Consider the following 16,655-nt stretch of genomic DNA (forward strand, 5'->3'; position numbering starts at 1 on the left):
TGAAATATCTCTATATCTCAAATTCCGCAAATTCATCTTCTGTATCATTTTCTTCATCACTCGCTTTAGCAGTCATTCCTATAATGCCTTTTCCAATGATATCCGAAACAGTTACATCCTTTTCCTGATACATAATATCAAGTATTTCTATATAATCTCTTATGACTTCTCTTGGAGTGATGAGCTTTTCTGCTCCTATCCTCTCAAATTCGAATTTTAAAAATCCAACCATTTCCTCATGAGACATTCTAATCTGATAATCATAAAGATCACTATGAAGAACAGATAATTTCTCTATAAGGATATACATTTCTTCATAAGATAATGGTTTAAGACTTATTACCGGCGCAAGCATGTCTTTGTATTCACCGGAAAATCTTCCCTCGCTAAGACGGGATCTTAAAGCTTCATAACTATACACACCTCGCCTTGTATCCTGCATGCATTCAGGAGTTCCGCACATGATTATACCCATATGAGAAGCTTTACCCTGAAGACAGTCATTATACATAGCTAACATTTTCTCATAATTATTCTGTCTTGTGATTGAATTGGTAATCTTAAAAATATTCACAAGCTCATCTATCATTATGTAAAGTCCTGAATATCCTGCTTTCGTCATGAACAAAGCAAAGAGTTTCAGGTAATCATACCAGTCATCATCCGAAATGATTATATTTATACCAAGCTCCCTTTTTGCATCGGTCTTGGTCATATATTCCCCTCGAAACCACTTAATAAGTTTAAGCTTCAGTTCATCATTTCCATCAACATATGCTCTGTAATAAAAAATGATCAGCTTCGCGAAATCAAAGCCATGAACCATATCATTCAAAGAATAAATATCTTCCATGATCTTTTTCTCAGTTAGGCCCGATAATTCAGGATCATCCGGAGACAATCCTTTATCCTTTATAACATCCAGCTGAACTCCGCTTATCCACTTATCAAGTATAAGTGAAAGTGCTCCGCCTTCAGGCTTCGTCCTAGTGGACATATTCTTAAGAAGTTCCCTGTATGTTGCAAGCCCCTGGCCTCCGGTTCCTTGAAATCTTCTTTCAGGTGTAAGATCCGCATCAACTACAACAAAATTCTTATCGAGAACATAATTTCTAATAGTCTGTAAAAGAAAACTTTTCCCGCTCCCGTACTTTCCGACTATGAATCTAAAAGCCGAACCGCCTTCTGCAATTATCTCTTCATCATGGAGAAATGCTTCTATTTCCTTATCTCTTCCCACAGCAACATAAGGAAGGCCGACTCTCGGCACAACTCCGCCCTTTAATGAATTTAAAACAACCTGAGCAATTCTTCTCGGCGCTTTTCTGTTCTTCCTATCCTCTGCCATATTAATCAATCTTCCTTCTTTCCAGATAATCCTCTATATCTTCCCGATAATCTTCATAAATCTCAGGGTAGTCATCATCCACAAGAATACTGTCCCCGAATTCGTCATAAAATTTCTCATTGATACTTTCAATCAGTACCGAAATAAAGATACCTTTTTCTTTCACCCAATTTATATCTTCACCCTTCAGTAATGAACCAAGAAACCTTACTTCATCACTTGTCAGATTGTAAATATCATCATCTGCTGTCTCTTTTTCACATTCATCTCCCGTTGTCCCTACCGATCGGTCAATATCAACACCTGCGATATTCTCTATATCACAACTTGTAGATTCTGCAGTTTCATCGACTGTAGCTTCAACATCAGTATCCACCAGAAGCTTGTCTCTTATTACCGCTGCCTTTTCTCTTATATCATCAAGTCGGGATAAATCTATCCTGACCTTTCTTTCTTCTATCTTTCTCTTATTCTCTTGATATTCCGAGAATTTACTGTAAATAAGTTTTTTCATCCACTGAGGAACATTTTTCTTTGTCTCCTCACCCTTAAGACATCCTTCCAGGCAGTAAAGAAAACCGGCAATCAGTCCGGGTGCGCCATTCTGTAGCGAATGCCTTTCGACTGTCCAATGCCCTCTCATGAATCTGAAACTTCTTTCCTCACTCAGCTTATATTCATAACCTTCGTCCTTACATTTAACCGCAACAACGGAACCTGAAAATATGTTATATGGCCAGACTTCCTTTCTTCCGAATAATTCTTCCTTAAGTGATTTCTTTCGTTTTGACGAATAATATAAATCCATTTCCTTAAAAAGAAAATGCGCTGCTTCCTCCGAATCTTTAAGCAATTCATTTTCATAAAGACCACTGTCTTTAATGTCATCCCCGGCCAGACGAAGCAAAGTTTTCAGAAAATCACCTCTAGCCTTCTTTTCATCGTCCATCCCAAAAACTATATGCATATCCTCATCACATCTATATGAAGCTGTTTCAAGATATAAGCCTGCAGGAAGATCATTTAATACAACAAAGTCATTTATATTCTTTCTGATCTGCTCCCTGTAGGAAGGATAATCTTCCGAAAGTTTTAAAAGCTTTTTATATGTATCCTCCGGACCGGTCGTCCCTATACCATTTATCAGTTCAAATTCATATATCTCAGGATAAGTTTCCGCCTTAAGAACTTCACCTTCTCTATATGCAGTTCTCCATCCGAAATATCCTCTGAGTTCGGAATCGCTCAAAATGTCATATGCCGGCTGATGTCTTTTAAATTTCATTTCATATCTGAAATCATCGGAGTATTCTTCCATGATCCTCGCCATATGAACAAAAATATCCTCTCTGTCTTCACCTTCTTTATCATCATCTTTCTGAACAACACGTATATCCTTTATCTGTTCAGGAAGCGGATAACCCGGTCTTAGAGGAATAGCCTCATCTTTATATACCTCATTAAAGATTCTTCCGCTGCTATATAAAAATCTCAAAATAATCTCTCCGTAAAATCATTTCCGGTCCCCGATACAACCGTCGCAAAATATCAGGCATAATATCAGGCAAAACACCTGACAAATATCAAGGTATAATAACCGACCGAACAAAAACTCTCGAACTCTTATTCGACACAATGATAGCATATATCGAACAAACGTTCAAGACCCATAATTCATATTAAAAGACACAGAACAGCATTTACCATTCTGTGTCTTACTATAATCTTCTTACTTTAATTTTCTAACAATAGTCTTATTACTATACTCTTCTATATCTGACTTATATTTCTTTCCACCAATTTACTGTCTATATAAAATTCGCCCTTACCTTCAACAAGGATGAATTTCTCAGGTTTAGCATATGAATCAGCCATAAGGTCGGATTTACTCTTCGAATAGCAGTCAAAATTCTTCATATAAATCTGCGTATCCTCTGTATGTCCTCCGAATATAAGAGCCCTTTCTCCGTTATTCTCGAGCCTCATCTTTCCACGTTCAAGCTTAAACTTCGTTGCACCTTCGAGAGCCCCTAAAAGTGTAGAGAACTTAGACCTTGCTGTAGCATTTACACTTACATCCGTAAGGGAAATATAACTCTTATTACCCCGTATAGTTCCGATAGCCGTGAACTTGTTAGCATTTCCATAAATACCTACCGCAGAATCAATTATTGAAACCTTGGAATTACCATCCATGGATCCGATTCCTACACCTACGGCTTTATTTATATCTATGGACATATCGCAGGACTTGATGTCCAGATCGATATCGCTCAGAAGTGAACCTATTCCAACTCCCTGTTCGCCGTTAAGAGTGATATGATATCCGCCTCTTTCTATATTGATCCTTCCGCCAAGACCGGAGCCGATTCCAACTCCTATACGTCCGCTGGCATTTATCTTGATAGAACCATCCTGATGGAAATTAATTGTTCCACATCTCTCATCGATACTATTTCCGATACCATAGTATTTTCCATGAGAAATACTGATAAACATATCTCCGTCGCCTTTAAATGTCACAACAGATGACTGCGGAACAAGTATGCCTCCATTTTTAAGAGAGTTATCTCCCTTAAGGATTATTGTTACATCACAATCTTCCCCGATCTGAATGCATGGATATCCTTTGACGCTGAATAATGTCGCATTCTCTAAAGTGACGATTCCGCAATATCCATCATTTATCATGATATTTACTTCGGTCTGATGTCCCGGTGTACCAACTATGGTCACATCCCTGTATGTAACATTTTCACCGGAAATGCTTATTCTGTTATAACCTTCTTTGCTGATACCATTTAAGCTGATCCTATTTGAACGACCTGATGCAAAGCATCTGGAATTCTTGGTCTTGCTGTTCTCCTGATTGATCTTAAGGATCTCATCTTTAACAATAGGATTGATACTTTCAATGATTTCCGGATTAGGCTTTGCTGTATAGAATCCCTGTATAAGATCAACGCCAAGATTTATTACCGTCTCAAGTTCTCTGTAGTTTTCAACACCTTCAGCCAAAGCAAGGATATCACTCTCATGACAGAAATCAACAACCTCTCTTACGAAATACTGCTTATTCAGATCCTCTTCAATATTTGAAATGAGAGACCTGTCAACCTTAACGTATTTCGGCATATATCTAAGAAGATTACTGATATTGGAATAACCTGTACCATAATCATCAAGAGCTATGTTGATATCATTTTCTTTCATTTCATCCTTAAATGTATTGAATCTCTCCTCAGCCATCTGGGCAGATTCGGTAACTTCAACAACAACATTATCATGGATGAAACTAAGCCTCTTGATGATCTCTTTTCTTTCTTCTTTCTCAAGTTCAACACTCGGAATACTATTGATGAAAATCTTTCTATCTTTGATCTTATCAATATTATTCTCAAGAATGGTTATTATATTTTTAAATGTATTTCTTTCAACATCCACAAGTCTTCCCAACATCTCGGAATACTTAAGGATCACAAGAGGATTCACTTCCGCCAGTTCAGAACGCATAAGTGCTTCATATGAATAAATCTCACCTGTTTTTGCATTTACTATAGGCTGGAAATAATATTTGAAAAGATTCTGATCAAGAAGTGTTTCAACCCTTTCCGCAAGAATCTTCTCATGCTCATTTAATTCTTCAACCGTCTTCTTTCTCTCGCGCAGACTGTCGATAACCATTCGGTCACTTGCAACTTTACTTCTGAGATTGATCAGCTCTTCATTTCTTCTGATCACCTCATATCCTCTTGAAACCGAATTGATCCACATTCTATAATTACTGTCATAAGACATCGGTTTAGAACCGAAACTGAGCACCGCATAACCATAATCATTATCTTCATTATAAACAGGTGTGAAAATATATCCTCTTGGCTCCGAATGTTCCTTATGGAGTGCGGGAAGAATATCTTTCTTACTGAATTTATTGATCAAACTGATGGAGTTTTCTTTTTCATTATCAACTTCATATTTAATAGCCTGAATTATCTCATCACTGTATCCTTCCACAACCTCATTATCATTTAAGCACAGATAAAAGCTTTTAATATCGCCGATCTGGAAAAGATAAGAATAAACTATATCGAGATATCCTCTCTTGGAATTCTCCTTCATGATATCTTCCTGGATGAAGTTGTGTATCGAATTAAAGTTTTCCTCAGATTCATTTGTATCCCATGAATCTCTCAAAATGAATTTGCATTCCGGTTTTTCAGCTTTGCATCCACAGCTTCCGCCAATATATAATTGTATATCCGGATTTTTTTCAGGAAATTCTTCTCCGTTCATCAAATTGAAAAGACAGTTCACAGCATATGTTCCGTAATACTCCGCCGGTATATATACCGATGTAAGCGGTGACGGGCTTGTCCATCCTTCTTTTGATGTTCCGTAACCTGTAACGGCAATATCCTCCGGAATACGGATACCTCTTTTCTCCATAGCCTTCGCGAAACCTATCGCCATACAGTCATTTGCGCAGGCAACAGCATCAGGAAGAGCCCTTCCCGAATCAAGTATCTCTTCAGCACATACTTCACCACTGGTATACCAATAATCACCATAAAAGATCATATCATCCGTAACCTTCAGATTATGATCGCTCATGGCATCTTTGTATGCCTCTACCCTTTTAACAGTATGCTCATGCCATTTTTTTCCGGCAATGAATAAAATATCCTTATAATCATGTTCTTCGATAAGATGTGAAATAAGTTTATAGATAAGTTTGTATCCATGAGTCCAAAAGCTTTTAAAATACTTCGAATTCATGTCCACAAGAATAACAGGTCCAGCGAACCTTTCATGAATATCTTCTTCTATAAAACCCCATAGATCAGGAGTCTGAATGCAGTCTGCCATCACAATTACCGCATCAAAAAGATCATAGTTAATAAGAGTATAGATAGTAGCCTCCCCACGCTCTCTCTCCGGAGTATTCTGATATTTGATATACATAGAAAATATACAAACATCATAACCGGATTCAAACGCACACTTCTCTACACCCATTAAAAAATCTCTTTGATATGCCTCATCAGACTGTGCTGTAAGGACCGCAATACGACCTTTTACCATAAGTATACCCCGTGCCCCAAATAAAGGTACATTAAACAACACAATTAGCCTATCTTTATTAGCCTTTCAGTCCCTTCTCCGAACCGAAAAATCTAGAAATATTATAACATTCAAACCATCAGATATCAACGAAATTCTACGTAATTTACCACTACAACATTTACAGCGAAATAACTTTACATCATACAAAATATAGCTTAAAATCATCTCATAAAACATCGATGGAGAATAATAATGAATACACTCAAATTTTTATATACAACACCTCTTGGAAGGTGCATACTTAAGCCACTTGCGTCAAAACCGGTATCTGTTATAACAGGTAAATTTCTTGACTCAAGATTTTCGCGTTTTCTTGTAAATGATTTTATCGCAAGACACGATATAGATACATCTGAATTCGAGAAACAGAATTTCGACAGTTTTAATGATTGTTTCTGCAGAAAACTTAAGGATGATGCCCGAACTGTAGAAAGCGATAACAATGTCATGATTGCACCTTGCGACGGTCTTCTTACAGTTGTACCGATTAAAAACGGCACTGTCCTTCCGGTAAAGCAGAGTTACTATACTGTAAAAAGTCTTCTCAAAGATAAGAGACTGGCAGAAAGATATAAAGACGGTTATGCCCTTGTTTACAGACTTTGCACAAACCACTATCACAGATATTGCTACGTTGAGAGCGGTAGAAAAAGTCGTAACAGATATATCCAGGGTGTATATCATACAGTTCGTCCGATAGCACTTGAAAACCGACCTGTATTTATTGAGAACTCCAGAGAATATACTTGTATCAAGACAGAAAATTTCGGAATCCTCACTCAGATGGAAGTCGGCGCCATGCTTGTAGGCCGTATCAATAATTTTGAAAAAGAAATCCGCACAGTAAGAAGAGGAAAAGAAAAAGGTACTTTCCTTTACGGCGGTTCTACAATAATAGTACTCGTTGAAAAAAATAAAGTCGATATTCTTAACTATATTCTTGATGCTTCAAAGTATGGCAGAGAAACACCCGTACTCTATGGTCAAAAAATAGGAGGAAAACATGTCTGATCACTATAATGCCTTTATCTCATATAAGCATGCCGAGGCAGACATTAAAGTTGCCGAGGCTATCGAGAAAGGCCTTGAACGTTTTCACATTCCCGGAAAGATAAGAAAGAAAACCGGTTACAAACGTATACAACGCATTTTCAGAGATAAAGATGAACTTACTCTCACCAGTGATCTTACTTCAAATATCATCGATGCCCTTAATAATGCGGACTATTTGATAGTTATATGTTCAACAAATACAAGAAGCTCTGAATGGGTCACAAGAGAAATCCAGTATTTCCTTAGAACCCATACAAGGCAGCAGATACTTACAGTTCTTGTGGATGGCGAACCTCAGGATACCATTCCTGAAATCCTGCTTTCTGAAGAAAGAAAAATGATCGATGAAAATGGCATAGAGCGTATAGTTAATGTACCTCTCGAACCACTTTCATGCGATTATCGTATGCCTATGCATAAGGCAAAAAAGGAAGAGCTTCCACGTCTTGCATCCGTTATTATCGGATGCTCATACGATGAGCTCATGAACAGACGTCGTCAGTATAAGATACGTCGTCTCTCTCTTATATTTTCAGCTATATCACTTGTTCTTCTTGTATTTTCATTATATATCCTGCGCAGTAAAAAGCAGATTAATGAAAATTACAGAAACTCATTAAAGAACCAATCTAAATATTTAGCAAATGAAGCGGAACGTCTTCTCGAACACGAGCAACGTATTACCGCTCTTAAGTTATGCATTGAAGCTCTCCCGAAGAAAAAATTCGATAGACCGGTAACTCCGGAAGCCGTGCGTGCTCTTACTGATGCAACATTGTCATATCGTCCTCTTCTCGGAAGCAATATCGAATCTGTATGGAACTATACCATGCCGAGCCGAGTTACAAATTTCTTTGTTTCCGACGATGGCGAATATTTGGTTGGAACTGATAACACAAGCAATATTATCGTTTGGGAATCAACCAATCATGAGGTAAAGCTTCACCTAAATGACAGCACAGCACTGACTCAGTCACTACTTTTTTATGATAACAACAAGTTGATTTCTTGGACCACTAATGAATTTTCATTATATGATCTGGAGACAGGCGATAAGATATGGACTTATGAATCTAAAGATTCACTGGCATCCACCAAGCCGCAGATTATGAAGAACGGAAATATAATGCTCTTCACTAACAGTTCATATATCATAATCGATCAAACAAACGGAAAAGAAATAAAATCAGGAGAATTGCCTAGAAACGATACTGATTGCATATCAAACAATCTTATGCTCTCCCCTGATGAGTCAAAACTATCATATTACTATTTCAAATCATATGATGAAATATGCTATGGTATTTATGATCTGAAGACTAAAAAAACCAATATTCTCGGTTCAACTCCCATGCTTCCTGCAACAACATGGAATTCGGATAATAATCTGGTTGTAGCAATACCTCTTGATGATAGTTACAGTACATCTTATGGGGAAAAAGCATACATCAAAGATGATCATAAAAAAATAATATGTATTGATTCAAAAAGCCTTAAAACTTTGTGGGAACAGGAATTTGTATGTTCACAGGTTGAATATGAAAATGATTTTCTTGAACTTCCTTCCAAAAATGCACTGCTATACTATTGCGGCAACGTGGCAGTAGCTTATGATAATAAAACCGGAGAAATACTCTTCTCCAACAACGTAAACGACTCTATCGTTACAGCAATGGATAATGATGGTGATGGTAATCCTACATATATTACAAATACCGGAAAAATCTGTTTTGCAAACTTAGACTCGCATAATAACCCAACTTCAGTAACAACTCTCAAAGTATTCACCGATAATATAAACAAAGCTGAAGTCAAAAAGTATTATTATATTCAACAGGCCGAATCAAACGATATTATCGCATATGATTCCTATATTTCCGATAATGACTGGACTCCGATGGAAACAGATGTAACAGTTAATCACACATCTGTCAGATCATTCCTTAATGACAATATATTCGCAACAGTAAGTCAGGAGAATGACGCCCCTGTACTTAACATATTTAATCCGAATGACAATACTCATTTAAAAAGCATCCAGCTGTCCGGCGATTATATGTTAAATTATGAAATACTTTGCGTATATGAGAACAAACTTTATTTATCATATGTTGAAAATAACAAAATAACCCTTATCTCTGTGGATTTATCAACATTTGAAACAAACGAAACGATTGTTTCTGAAGATCCTTTTTCATTACTCAGTACAATGGCCTATAATGAATACAGGATAATATACTTATCCAGAGAAGAACCTCCGGCGGAGCTTAAATATTCAGGATCGATATTCTACATAAATTTATATGACATAAGAAATGGCGAAACAAGTAAAGTACCTTTTAGCGAGACCACGGACCATTATCCATCAGGATTATATGGCTTTCTTAATAACAACTTTATATATAGCTGCGGAAGCGAAGACAGCGACTTTATAGTTCACATAAATAGTAAAAAAGTCACACCATTCTACCTTCCGGCCAATTGGCACGGTACAGAACATGTTGCCAATGGTTGCGGAAAAATTGCTATTTCCGATAACGAAACAATCATCATCATGGATGAAAATGCTGAAGAAATATCAACGATCAGTTGTCCAAATGTCGTACCACTTTCCATGACATTCTATAAAAATAATGATGAAATAAATCTCCTTGTAGTTTATAACGATTCATCATTATGCAGATATGATTGCAATGGTAAGTTCATCGGCAAAACCATCATAACGGTGCCATATTATACAACGGCCAATGTGGAATTCAAATTTGAAAAAATTAATGGAATTCTTTATCTCCGTGTTGATGACACGCTTTGTATTGTAGATATAAATAATTGGTTTGAGCTTGCATATATTCCATACTGTCATGGTCATCATATTCCAACTGACCATTTCATTACTTTCTCGTATGCAAAAACATTTAAAGAAAGCAGCATTGGATATTTCAAACATTATACCGTTGATGATCTGATCGACAAAGGAAAATACATCCTACAGGGAACTGAACTTACGGAAGAAGAAAAATCATATTATGGTATATCATCTGAGCCATAAATTATGATTAAATCCCCTGATGGTAATAAATAAATGATCAAGTCCGGGATAGATATCATATGAACCTATATCCGGACAGCAACAGATGTATGATTGTAAATGTCAATATTTAAATGTAGGATCATTCCATGAAAAATTGATTGAGCAACTATACATCCTGATAATAAACAGTTAAAAGCAAAAATGGGAAGTACATTTAAGGATAAGATATCCAACATGTACTTCCCTTTTTTATCATTCCATATAACCATATTAAACTGAACAAATATATATATCGAATCAAATTAAACTGAACGACTATTTATTGAATCATATTAAACAGAATGAATATTGATTGAATCATTTTCAAAAATCATATTTATACAATTTCTTTATACAGCTCGTGGAACAGTCTTCCACGGATAATATATATATCATGCTTATCATCATCACGTACGGCTATATAATCCCCCGGATCACCCGAATAGTACTTTTCCTCGTCCCATTCAGTGAAAAGCTTCACGCTCTTATCAAGGGTCTTAGCATAGATTCTGGACTTTCCCGTACTTATAACACCATGTGCATATTTCAGAACCTTCTTCACTTCCCCAGAATCAATATTCTTGATGCTCGGTTCATATTCGAACCGTCTGCTATACTGCACTCCCAGTTCCTTATAGCTTTTGGAAAGTTTCTCCTTTGCGATAGGATAAACTTCGCCCTCAATGCCTATCATAAGATAGCTTTCTTTGCCGATAACAATATTTACATCACCCTCAAGTGTACGGATCTCAACCTTAGTTCCTTCAGGGAATACATCAGACAGCTTTACATATCCAAGTTCCTGCGGTTGCTTTTCATAAAGCTTCATATCCGTAATATCGAGCTCTGTATTCTTCGCATAAATGATCTCGTACTTTTCAAAATAATCAACTATTCTGATATTGAAAATATCATAGATCATCTTAGCTAAAATATCTTCTTCAGTTATATCTTCCGGAATCTCATCACTTTCAGAATTTCTTTTATCATCATAAATAGAATAATATACTTCTCGCAATTTCTCCGGTCTTACAGTTCCACCTGCTTTATAAATATGGCCTCCGCCTCCGCCGATGCCATTTGCTATAAATGTAGCAAGCTCATTTGCATGTACCTCTTTTACGCAGCTTCTTACAGAGAACTTGATCTCATATTCACTGACGCAGTAAGCAATACAAACATTTACACCTTCTGTTTCCAATGAGAAATCACTGATAACTCCTAAAATGTTAGGATCACACTTTTCTGCCTGAAGTATAAGATATTTGAAATCATCATAATATTTATAATCGAGAATAGCTTTTCCTGTGATCTTTAACTCCTTCAAAGAAAGATTTGAATTAGTCATCTCAATGATCACATCTTTTCTATATTCAAGGCTGTCTCTCATGTCCTTGTCCAGAGGATGTGCCACCTCTGACAGACGATTCGTATCGGTGTAAAGTCCATAATATAAAGCCGTAGAAAGATTCTTATCACCGTCTATAGACAATCCTTCTTTCTTGATCATATCCCAAACGATTGTGGAACAACTTCCCAGATTGCTCCTTACTTCCGACAGTTCAGGAACATCAACCGTAATATTGTGATGATCGATAACAGCTATATTTTCAGCTTCTGTCTTAGTAATATTCTTCTGCCCATACTGGCAGTCAGCCACAACAAGAAGCTCCGGAATATCGCTAAAATCCGGTTCATAACTTACAGGTATCTCCAACCTGTTTACCATGATCAAAAGATTGCTCTTTCTGATTTTATTTCTTCCTCGATATATAAATCTTACATTCTTGCCCATGGCCTTGAAATACCAATATAATGCATATCCGGATGCTAGTGCATCTGCATCAGGATTATCATGGCACTGAACAACAATATCATTATAACCAAGAAGTTCTTTTAACTTCATCCCCTAATACTCCTTCACTATATAATTAAGGTTTACTAACATAAATATTTTATCATAACATGCGCATTTTGTGTATATAAAAAGCGTAGCAGCTATAAAAACTGCTACGCTTAAAATTTCAAAAGTTATATCAATCTTTAAAGATATTTCCCTTCAAAAGATTATCTCAAATTAAAGCTGTGGACCTGCAGCAACAAGTGCCTTACCAGCTTCATTTGTTTCATACTTCTTGAAGTTCTTGATGAATCTCTCTGAAAGATCCTTAGCCTTAGCTTCCCACTCAGAAGCATCAGCATATGTATCTCTAGGATCAAGAATATTTGTATCTACTCCAGGAAGTTCTGTTGGAACTTCAAAGTTGAAGTATGGAATTGTCTTTGTAGGAGCATTCTTGATATCGCCATTAAGGATAGCATCGATTATACCACGTGTATCCTTGATTGTGATTCTCTTTCCTGTTCCGTTCCATCCTGTATTTACAAGATAAGCCTTAGCTCCGCTCTTCTGCATCTTCTTAACGAGCTCTTCACCGTACTTTGTAGGATGAAGTTCAAGGAATGCCTGTCCGAAGCAAGCTGAGAATGTAGGTGTAGGCTCTGTGATTCCACGCTCTGTACCTGCAAGCTTAGCTGTGAATCCTGAAAGGAAGTAGTACTGTGTCTGCTCAGGTGTAAGGATTGATACTGGAGGAAGTACTCCGAAAGCATCTGCTGAAAGGAAGATTACGTTATCAGCGTCAGGACCTGAAGAAACCTTATTTACATTCTTAGCGATCTTCTCGATGTGCTCGATTGGATAAGAAACACGAGTATTCTCTGTAACGCTCTTATCATCAAAGTCAATCTTACCATTTGCATCAACTGTTACGTTCTCAAGAAGAGCGTTCTTTCTGATTGCATTGTAGATATCAGGCTCTGAATCCTTGTCAAGACCGATAACCTTAGCGTAGCATCCACCTTCAAGGTTGAATACACCGTTATCATCCCAACCATGCTCATCATCACCGATAAGAAGTCTCTTAGGATCTGTAGAAAGAGTTGTCTTACCTGTTCCTGAAAGACCGAAGAAAATTGCTGTATGCTTACCTTCCATATCTGTATTTGCTGAGCAGTGCATTGAAGCCATGCCGTTAAGTGGAAGGAAGTAATTCTGCATTGAGAAGAGACCCTTCTTCATCTCTCCACCATACCATGTATTAAGGATAACCTGCTCCTTAGATGATACGTTGAAAAGAACTGCTGTCTCTGAGTTAAGACCAAGTTCCTTGAAGTTCTCTACCTTAGCCTTTGAAGCGTTGTAAACGATGAAATCAGGCTCAAAGTTTGCTTCTTCTTCAGCTGTAGGAACGATGAACATGTTCTTTACGAAATGTGCCTGCCAAGCTACTTCAACGATGAAACGAACTGCAAGACGTGTATCCTTGTTAGCTCCGCAGAAACCATCTATAACATAAAGCTTCTTGTTTGAAAGCTCTTCAACTGCAAGCTTCTTACATGCATCCCAAGCTTCCTGAGATGCTGGATGGTTATCATTTGGATACTCAGGTGTTGTCCACCAAACTGTATCTTTTGACTTCTCATCCATAACGATAAACTTATCTTTAGGTGAACGACCTGTATAAATACCTGTCATAACATTTACAGCACCAAGTTCTGTAACAACACCCTTATCATATCCTTCAAGAGCTGGATTTGTTTCTTCTTCGAAAAGCTTCTCATACGATGGATTGTAAACGATTTCCTGTACGCCTGTAATACCGTACTTACTTAAATCAACTGTTGCCATTTTCTGTACCTCTTTCTTTAATTTATTGTCAGCCTTTTTTTTAACTTAAAGGCTAGGTTTCCAGCTAAAAATTATAGCTGATATGCCTAGCCTTGTCAATCTTATTCGTTAGTCTTTACTAACAATTTTGATATCAGTTATCACTCTGTAATAGATATATTCAATATCTATTTTATTTTGCAGGAGGTGTCGTCTCGATACTATCGAGAATCGACTGAACATCTTCATCATCGATGCTCATTGTATTGTCGCCGGCTTTTGTTATTATGGATACCTGAAGGTCTTCTTCACCTTTATTACCTTCCAGTATTGTATATTCATATCCGGCACTGGAACAAGTATATCCAGACCATGAATATCCGGCTTTTTCGAATGAATCGATATCTTTTACATCATCATAAAAACTCCTTGCAGAAACAAATGTAGTTCCAGGCGGATAATAATTTATATTCATTCCGCATTTTCCAAACATATCTGTCTCTGTCTCAGCTCCTTTATAAATCTGAAGCTGCTTAGGATCAAGGGCATTCTCTTCCTCTGCCCACATATCTTTAACATCAAATGCTTTCCATCCATCCGGAACAAGAACCTTTATAATTCCTGTATCCTTAGGTGTTCCTACCGACTTTGCTTCAGTAGTAACTGTGTTTTCTCCGCCTGAACCTGAACCGGAAGTTTTCTTATCCTTTCCGCAGGCTGTAAGACAAAAAGCTGATGAAACCATGATCAATGCTAAAACTAACCCCTTCTTAACCCTGTTCTTTTTAATCATATTCCTCTCCTTTTTTGATTTGTGATACATTAAGTATTTATCTCAAAACCCTCAGATATTATATCACATATCAATCATTTTTCCAAAGTAAAATAACTTAGTTATACTTTGGAGTTGCTTCAAGAACATCCATGATATCCTTGATCACAAAAGCATCAGCCTCAATTCTTGCTTTATCTGTAGGATAATCAATAGCCTTCTGCATATTAGCATCAAATGAATCTCTTTGTGTCTGAATACCGGCAAAGATCTTATTTCCAACAATAGTAAGCATAATTCCGCTGTACTTCTGTTTAAGGAACATGATTCTTTCCATGTAATCCGGTGTCAAAACATAAAATGCGTAATGAGCATCGCTTGAATGGATATTGAACATGTTATTGAAACTTACATTTTCAGTTTCTATCTTGGTAGAGTTGCTCACACCGGCTTTATATAAATACCCCTTAGGAATAACTTTTATAAGTGCCTGCACATTTTTAGGTATATCTATAGCAAACATCCTACCTTTGAAATATGTTACAGTGCTGCTGCTCTTACCGCTGTTTGTATGCTGCTGAACAAGAACATCCGCAGTTTCAAACCTCACACCTTTATATGTTCCGCAAATATAATCTTCACTTCTGAAAATATTTCCGAGTCTGCAAAGTCCAAAACTCTGTACAGCACCTGCTCCAAAACCTTCATCCCAGGCATAATATAAATTCTGAAAATTTTCCTGAAGCACATCATTTACAAATATCTTTTTATATAATGCCTTAAATCTTCTTTTATTACTTATACTGTTTTTGTTCGGTATCAGTAATATAATGCATACGATGAAAAATAAAAATGGAAATACTGTCACTACACTACTCGTACTTTCTCGCTGGATTCCGGCGAATAAAAATGATCCTACAAATAATGCTAATACTGCCAGTATTGAAACTATTGTTATTAAATTACTTTTCTTTCTGGCCTTTTCAAGGATTTCCAATTTTTCATGTAAGCCTTTACCTTCCATTGTTCTAAGATAATTGCTTACATCTACCCTTTTAGCGTTATTGGCAGCTGCACTTCTGTTGCTACCAATTCCCATCGCGCTGCCGCTGAGAGCTCCAAGGGCACCGCCAAGCATTATATTCCTTGCACCGAAAATACTTCCTGCATTTAAATAAGAATTCATAAGTCCCCCAAAACCTCTTACAGGGAGACAGTTCTTCTCATTAAATGGTCCCGGTCCGGCGCCGTTCATACTAATGCTTGTAGAAAAACTATCCATATTATTTAAATTTCCATTCGGTCCAAACTGATTTCCGTAGCCATTTGGGGTTCCTGCAAATCCGTTCGGCATTCCGCCCATTCCGTTCGGTATTCCACCCATTCCATTTGGTGCGCCTCCCATTCCGTTCGGCATTCCGCCCATTCCATTTGGTGTGCCTCCCATTCCGTTTGGCATTCCACCCATTCCATTTGGTGTGCCTCCCATTCCGTTCGACATTCCACCCATATCGCTACTCTGATTATTAAGTGGAGCCCCGTTGTTTCCACCCGGGACTCCTCCATTTGTCATATTATTCATCAGTTGTTCGCGAAGAATATCATTCCTCATATTCGT

The 16,655-nt window shown here is 37.2% G+C and carries 9 protein-coding genes; 2 read left to right on the top strand and 7 right to left on the bottom strand.

All coding sequences use genetic code 11. From position 1 onward, the window contains the following. Positions 1–10 precede the first annotated feature (10 nt). The 3 genes from B5D25_RS10280 to B5D25_RS10290 form a co-directional block, all read right to left on the bottom strand. Entirely contained in the window at positions 11–1,348 is a 1,338-nt protein-coding gene (locus B5D25_RS10280) for an ATP-binding protein (protein WP_078787880.1), read from the bottom strand. 1 nt (position 1,349) lies between these two features. After that, positions 1,350–2,843, bottom strand: coding sequence for a TerB N-terminal domain-containing protein (locus B5D25_RS10285; RefSeq protein WP_078787881.1), 1,494 nt, complete (start codon positions 2,841–2,843; stop codon positions 1,350–1,352). A gap of 275 nt (positions 2,844–3,118) precedes the next feature. Further along, entirely contained in the window at positions 3,119–6,430 is a 3,312-nt protein-coding gene (locus B5D25_RS10290) for an EAL domain-containing protein (RefSeq protein ID WP_078787882.1), read from the bottom strand. 234 nt (positions 6,431–6,664) lie between these two features. Here B5D25_RS10290 and B5D25_RS10295 point away from each other — a divergent pair, with 234 nt between their 5' ends. Both B5D25_RS10295 and B5D25_RS10300 read left to right on the top strand, forming a co-directional pair. After that, a complete protein-coding gene (locus tag B5D25_RS10295; RefSeq protein WP_078787883.1) occupies positions 6,665–7,483 on the top strand; it encodes a phosphatidylserine decarboxylase in 819 nt (272 codons plus the stop codon). Then, positions 7,476–10,574: a toll/interleukin-1 receptor domain-containing protein gene (locus B5D25_RS10300; protein ID WP_078787884.1), complete on the top strand. Its 3,099-nt coding sequence runs from the start codon at positions 7,476–7,478 to the stop codon at positions 10,572–10,574. The genes B5D25_RS10295 and B5D25_RS10300 overlap by 8 nt, the downstream gene beginning before the upstream one ends. 358 nt (positions 10,575–10,932) lie before the next feature. Here the strand turns inward: B5D25_RS10300 and B5D25_RS10305 are convergent, their stop codons facing one another. From B5D25_RS10305 to B5D25_RS10320, 4 genes are all read right to left on the bottom strand, one after another. Continuing rightward, positions 10,933–12,501: a DHH family phosphoesterase gene (locus B5D25_RS10305; RefSeq protein ID WP_078787885.1), complete on the bottom strand. Its 1,569-nt coding sequence runs from the start codon at positions 12,499–12,501 to the stop codon at positions 10,933–10,935. 171 nt (positions 12,502–12,672) lie between these two features. Continuing rightward, positions 12,673–14,286 (bottom strand): phosphoenolpyruvate carboxykinase (ATP), encoded by a 1,614-nt coding sequence (gene pckA, locus B5D25_RS10310; RefSeq protein WP_078787886.1) that lies wholly within the window; start codon positions 14,284–14,286, stop codon positions 12,673–12,675. A 172-nt stretch (positions 14,287–14,458) separates the two neighbouring features. After that, entirely contained in the window at positions 14,459–15,058 is a 600-nt protein-coding gene (locus tag B5D25_RS10315; protein ID WP_078787887.1) for a hypothetical protein, read from the bottom strand. Between the two features lie 97 nt (positions 15,059–15,155). Beyond that, the gene (locus tag B5D25_RS10320; protein WP_078787888.1) at positions 15,156–16,649 is read right to left on the bottom strand and encodes a DUF3137 domain-containing protein; all 1,494 of its coding nucleotides are present in this window, start codon (positions 16,647–16,649) and stop codon (positions 15,156–15,158) included. Positions 16,650–16,655 lie beyond the last annotated feature (6 nt).

It is taken from the genome of Eubacterium ruminantium (assembly GCF_900167085.1).
Classification (GTDB): Bacteria; Bacillota; Clostridia; order Lachnospirales; family Lachnospiraceae; genus Eubacterium_Q; species Eubacterium_Q ruminantium.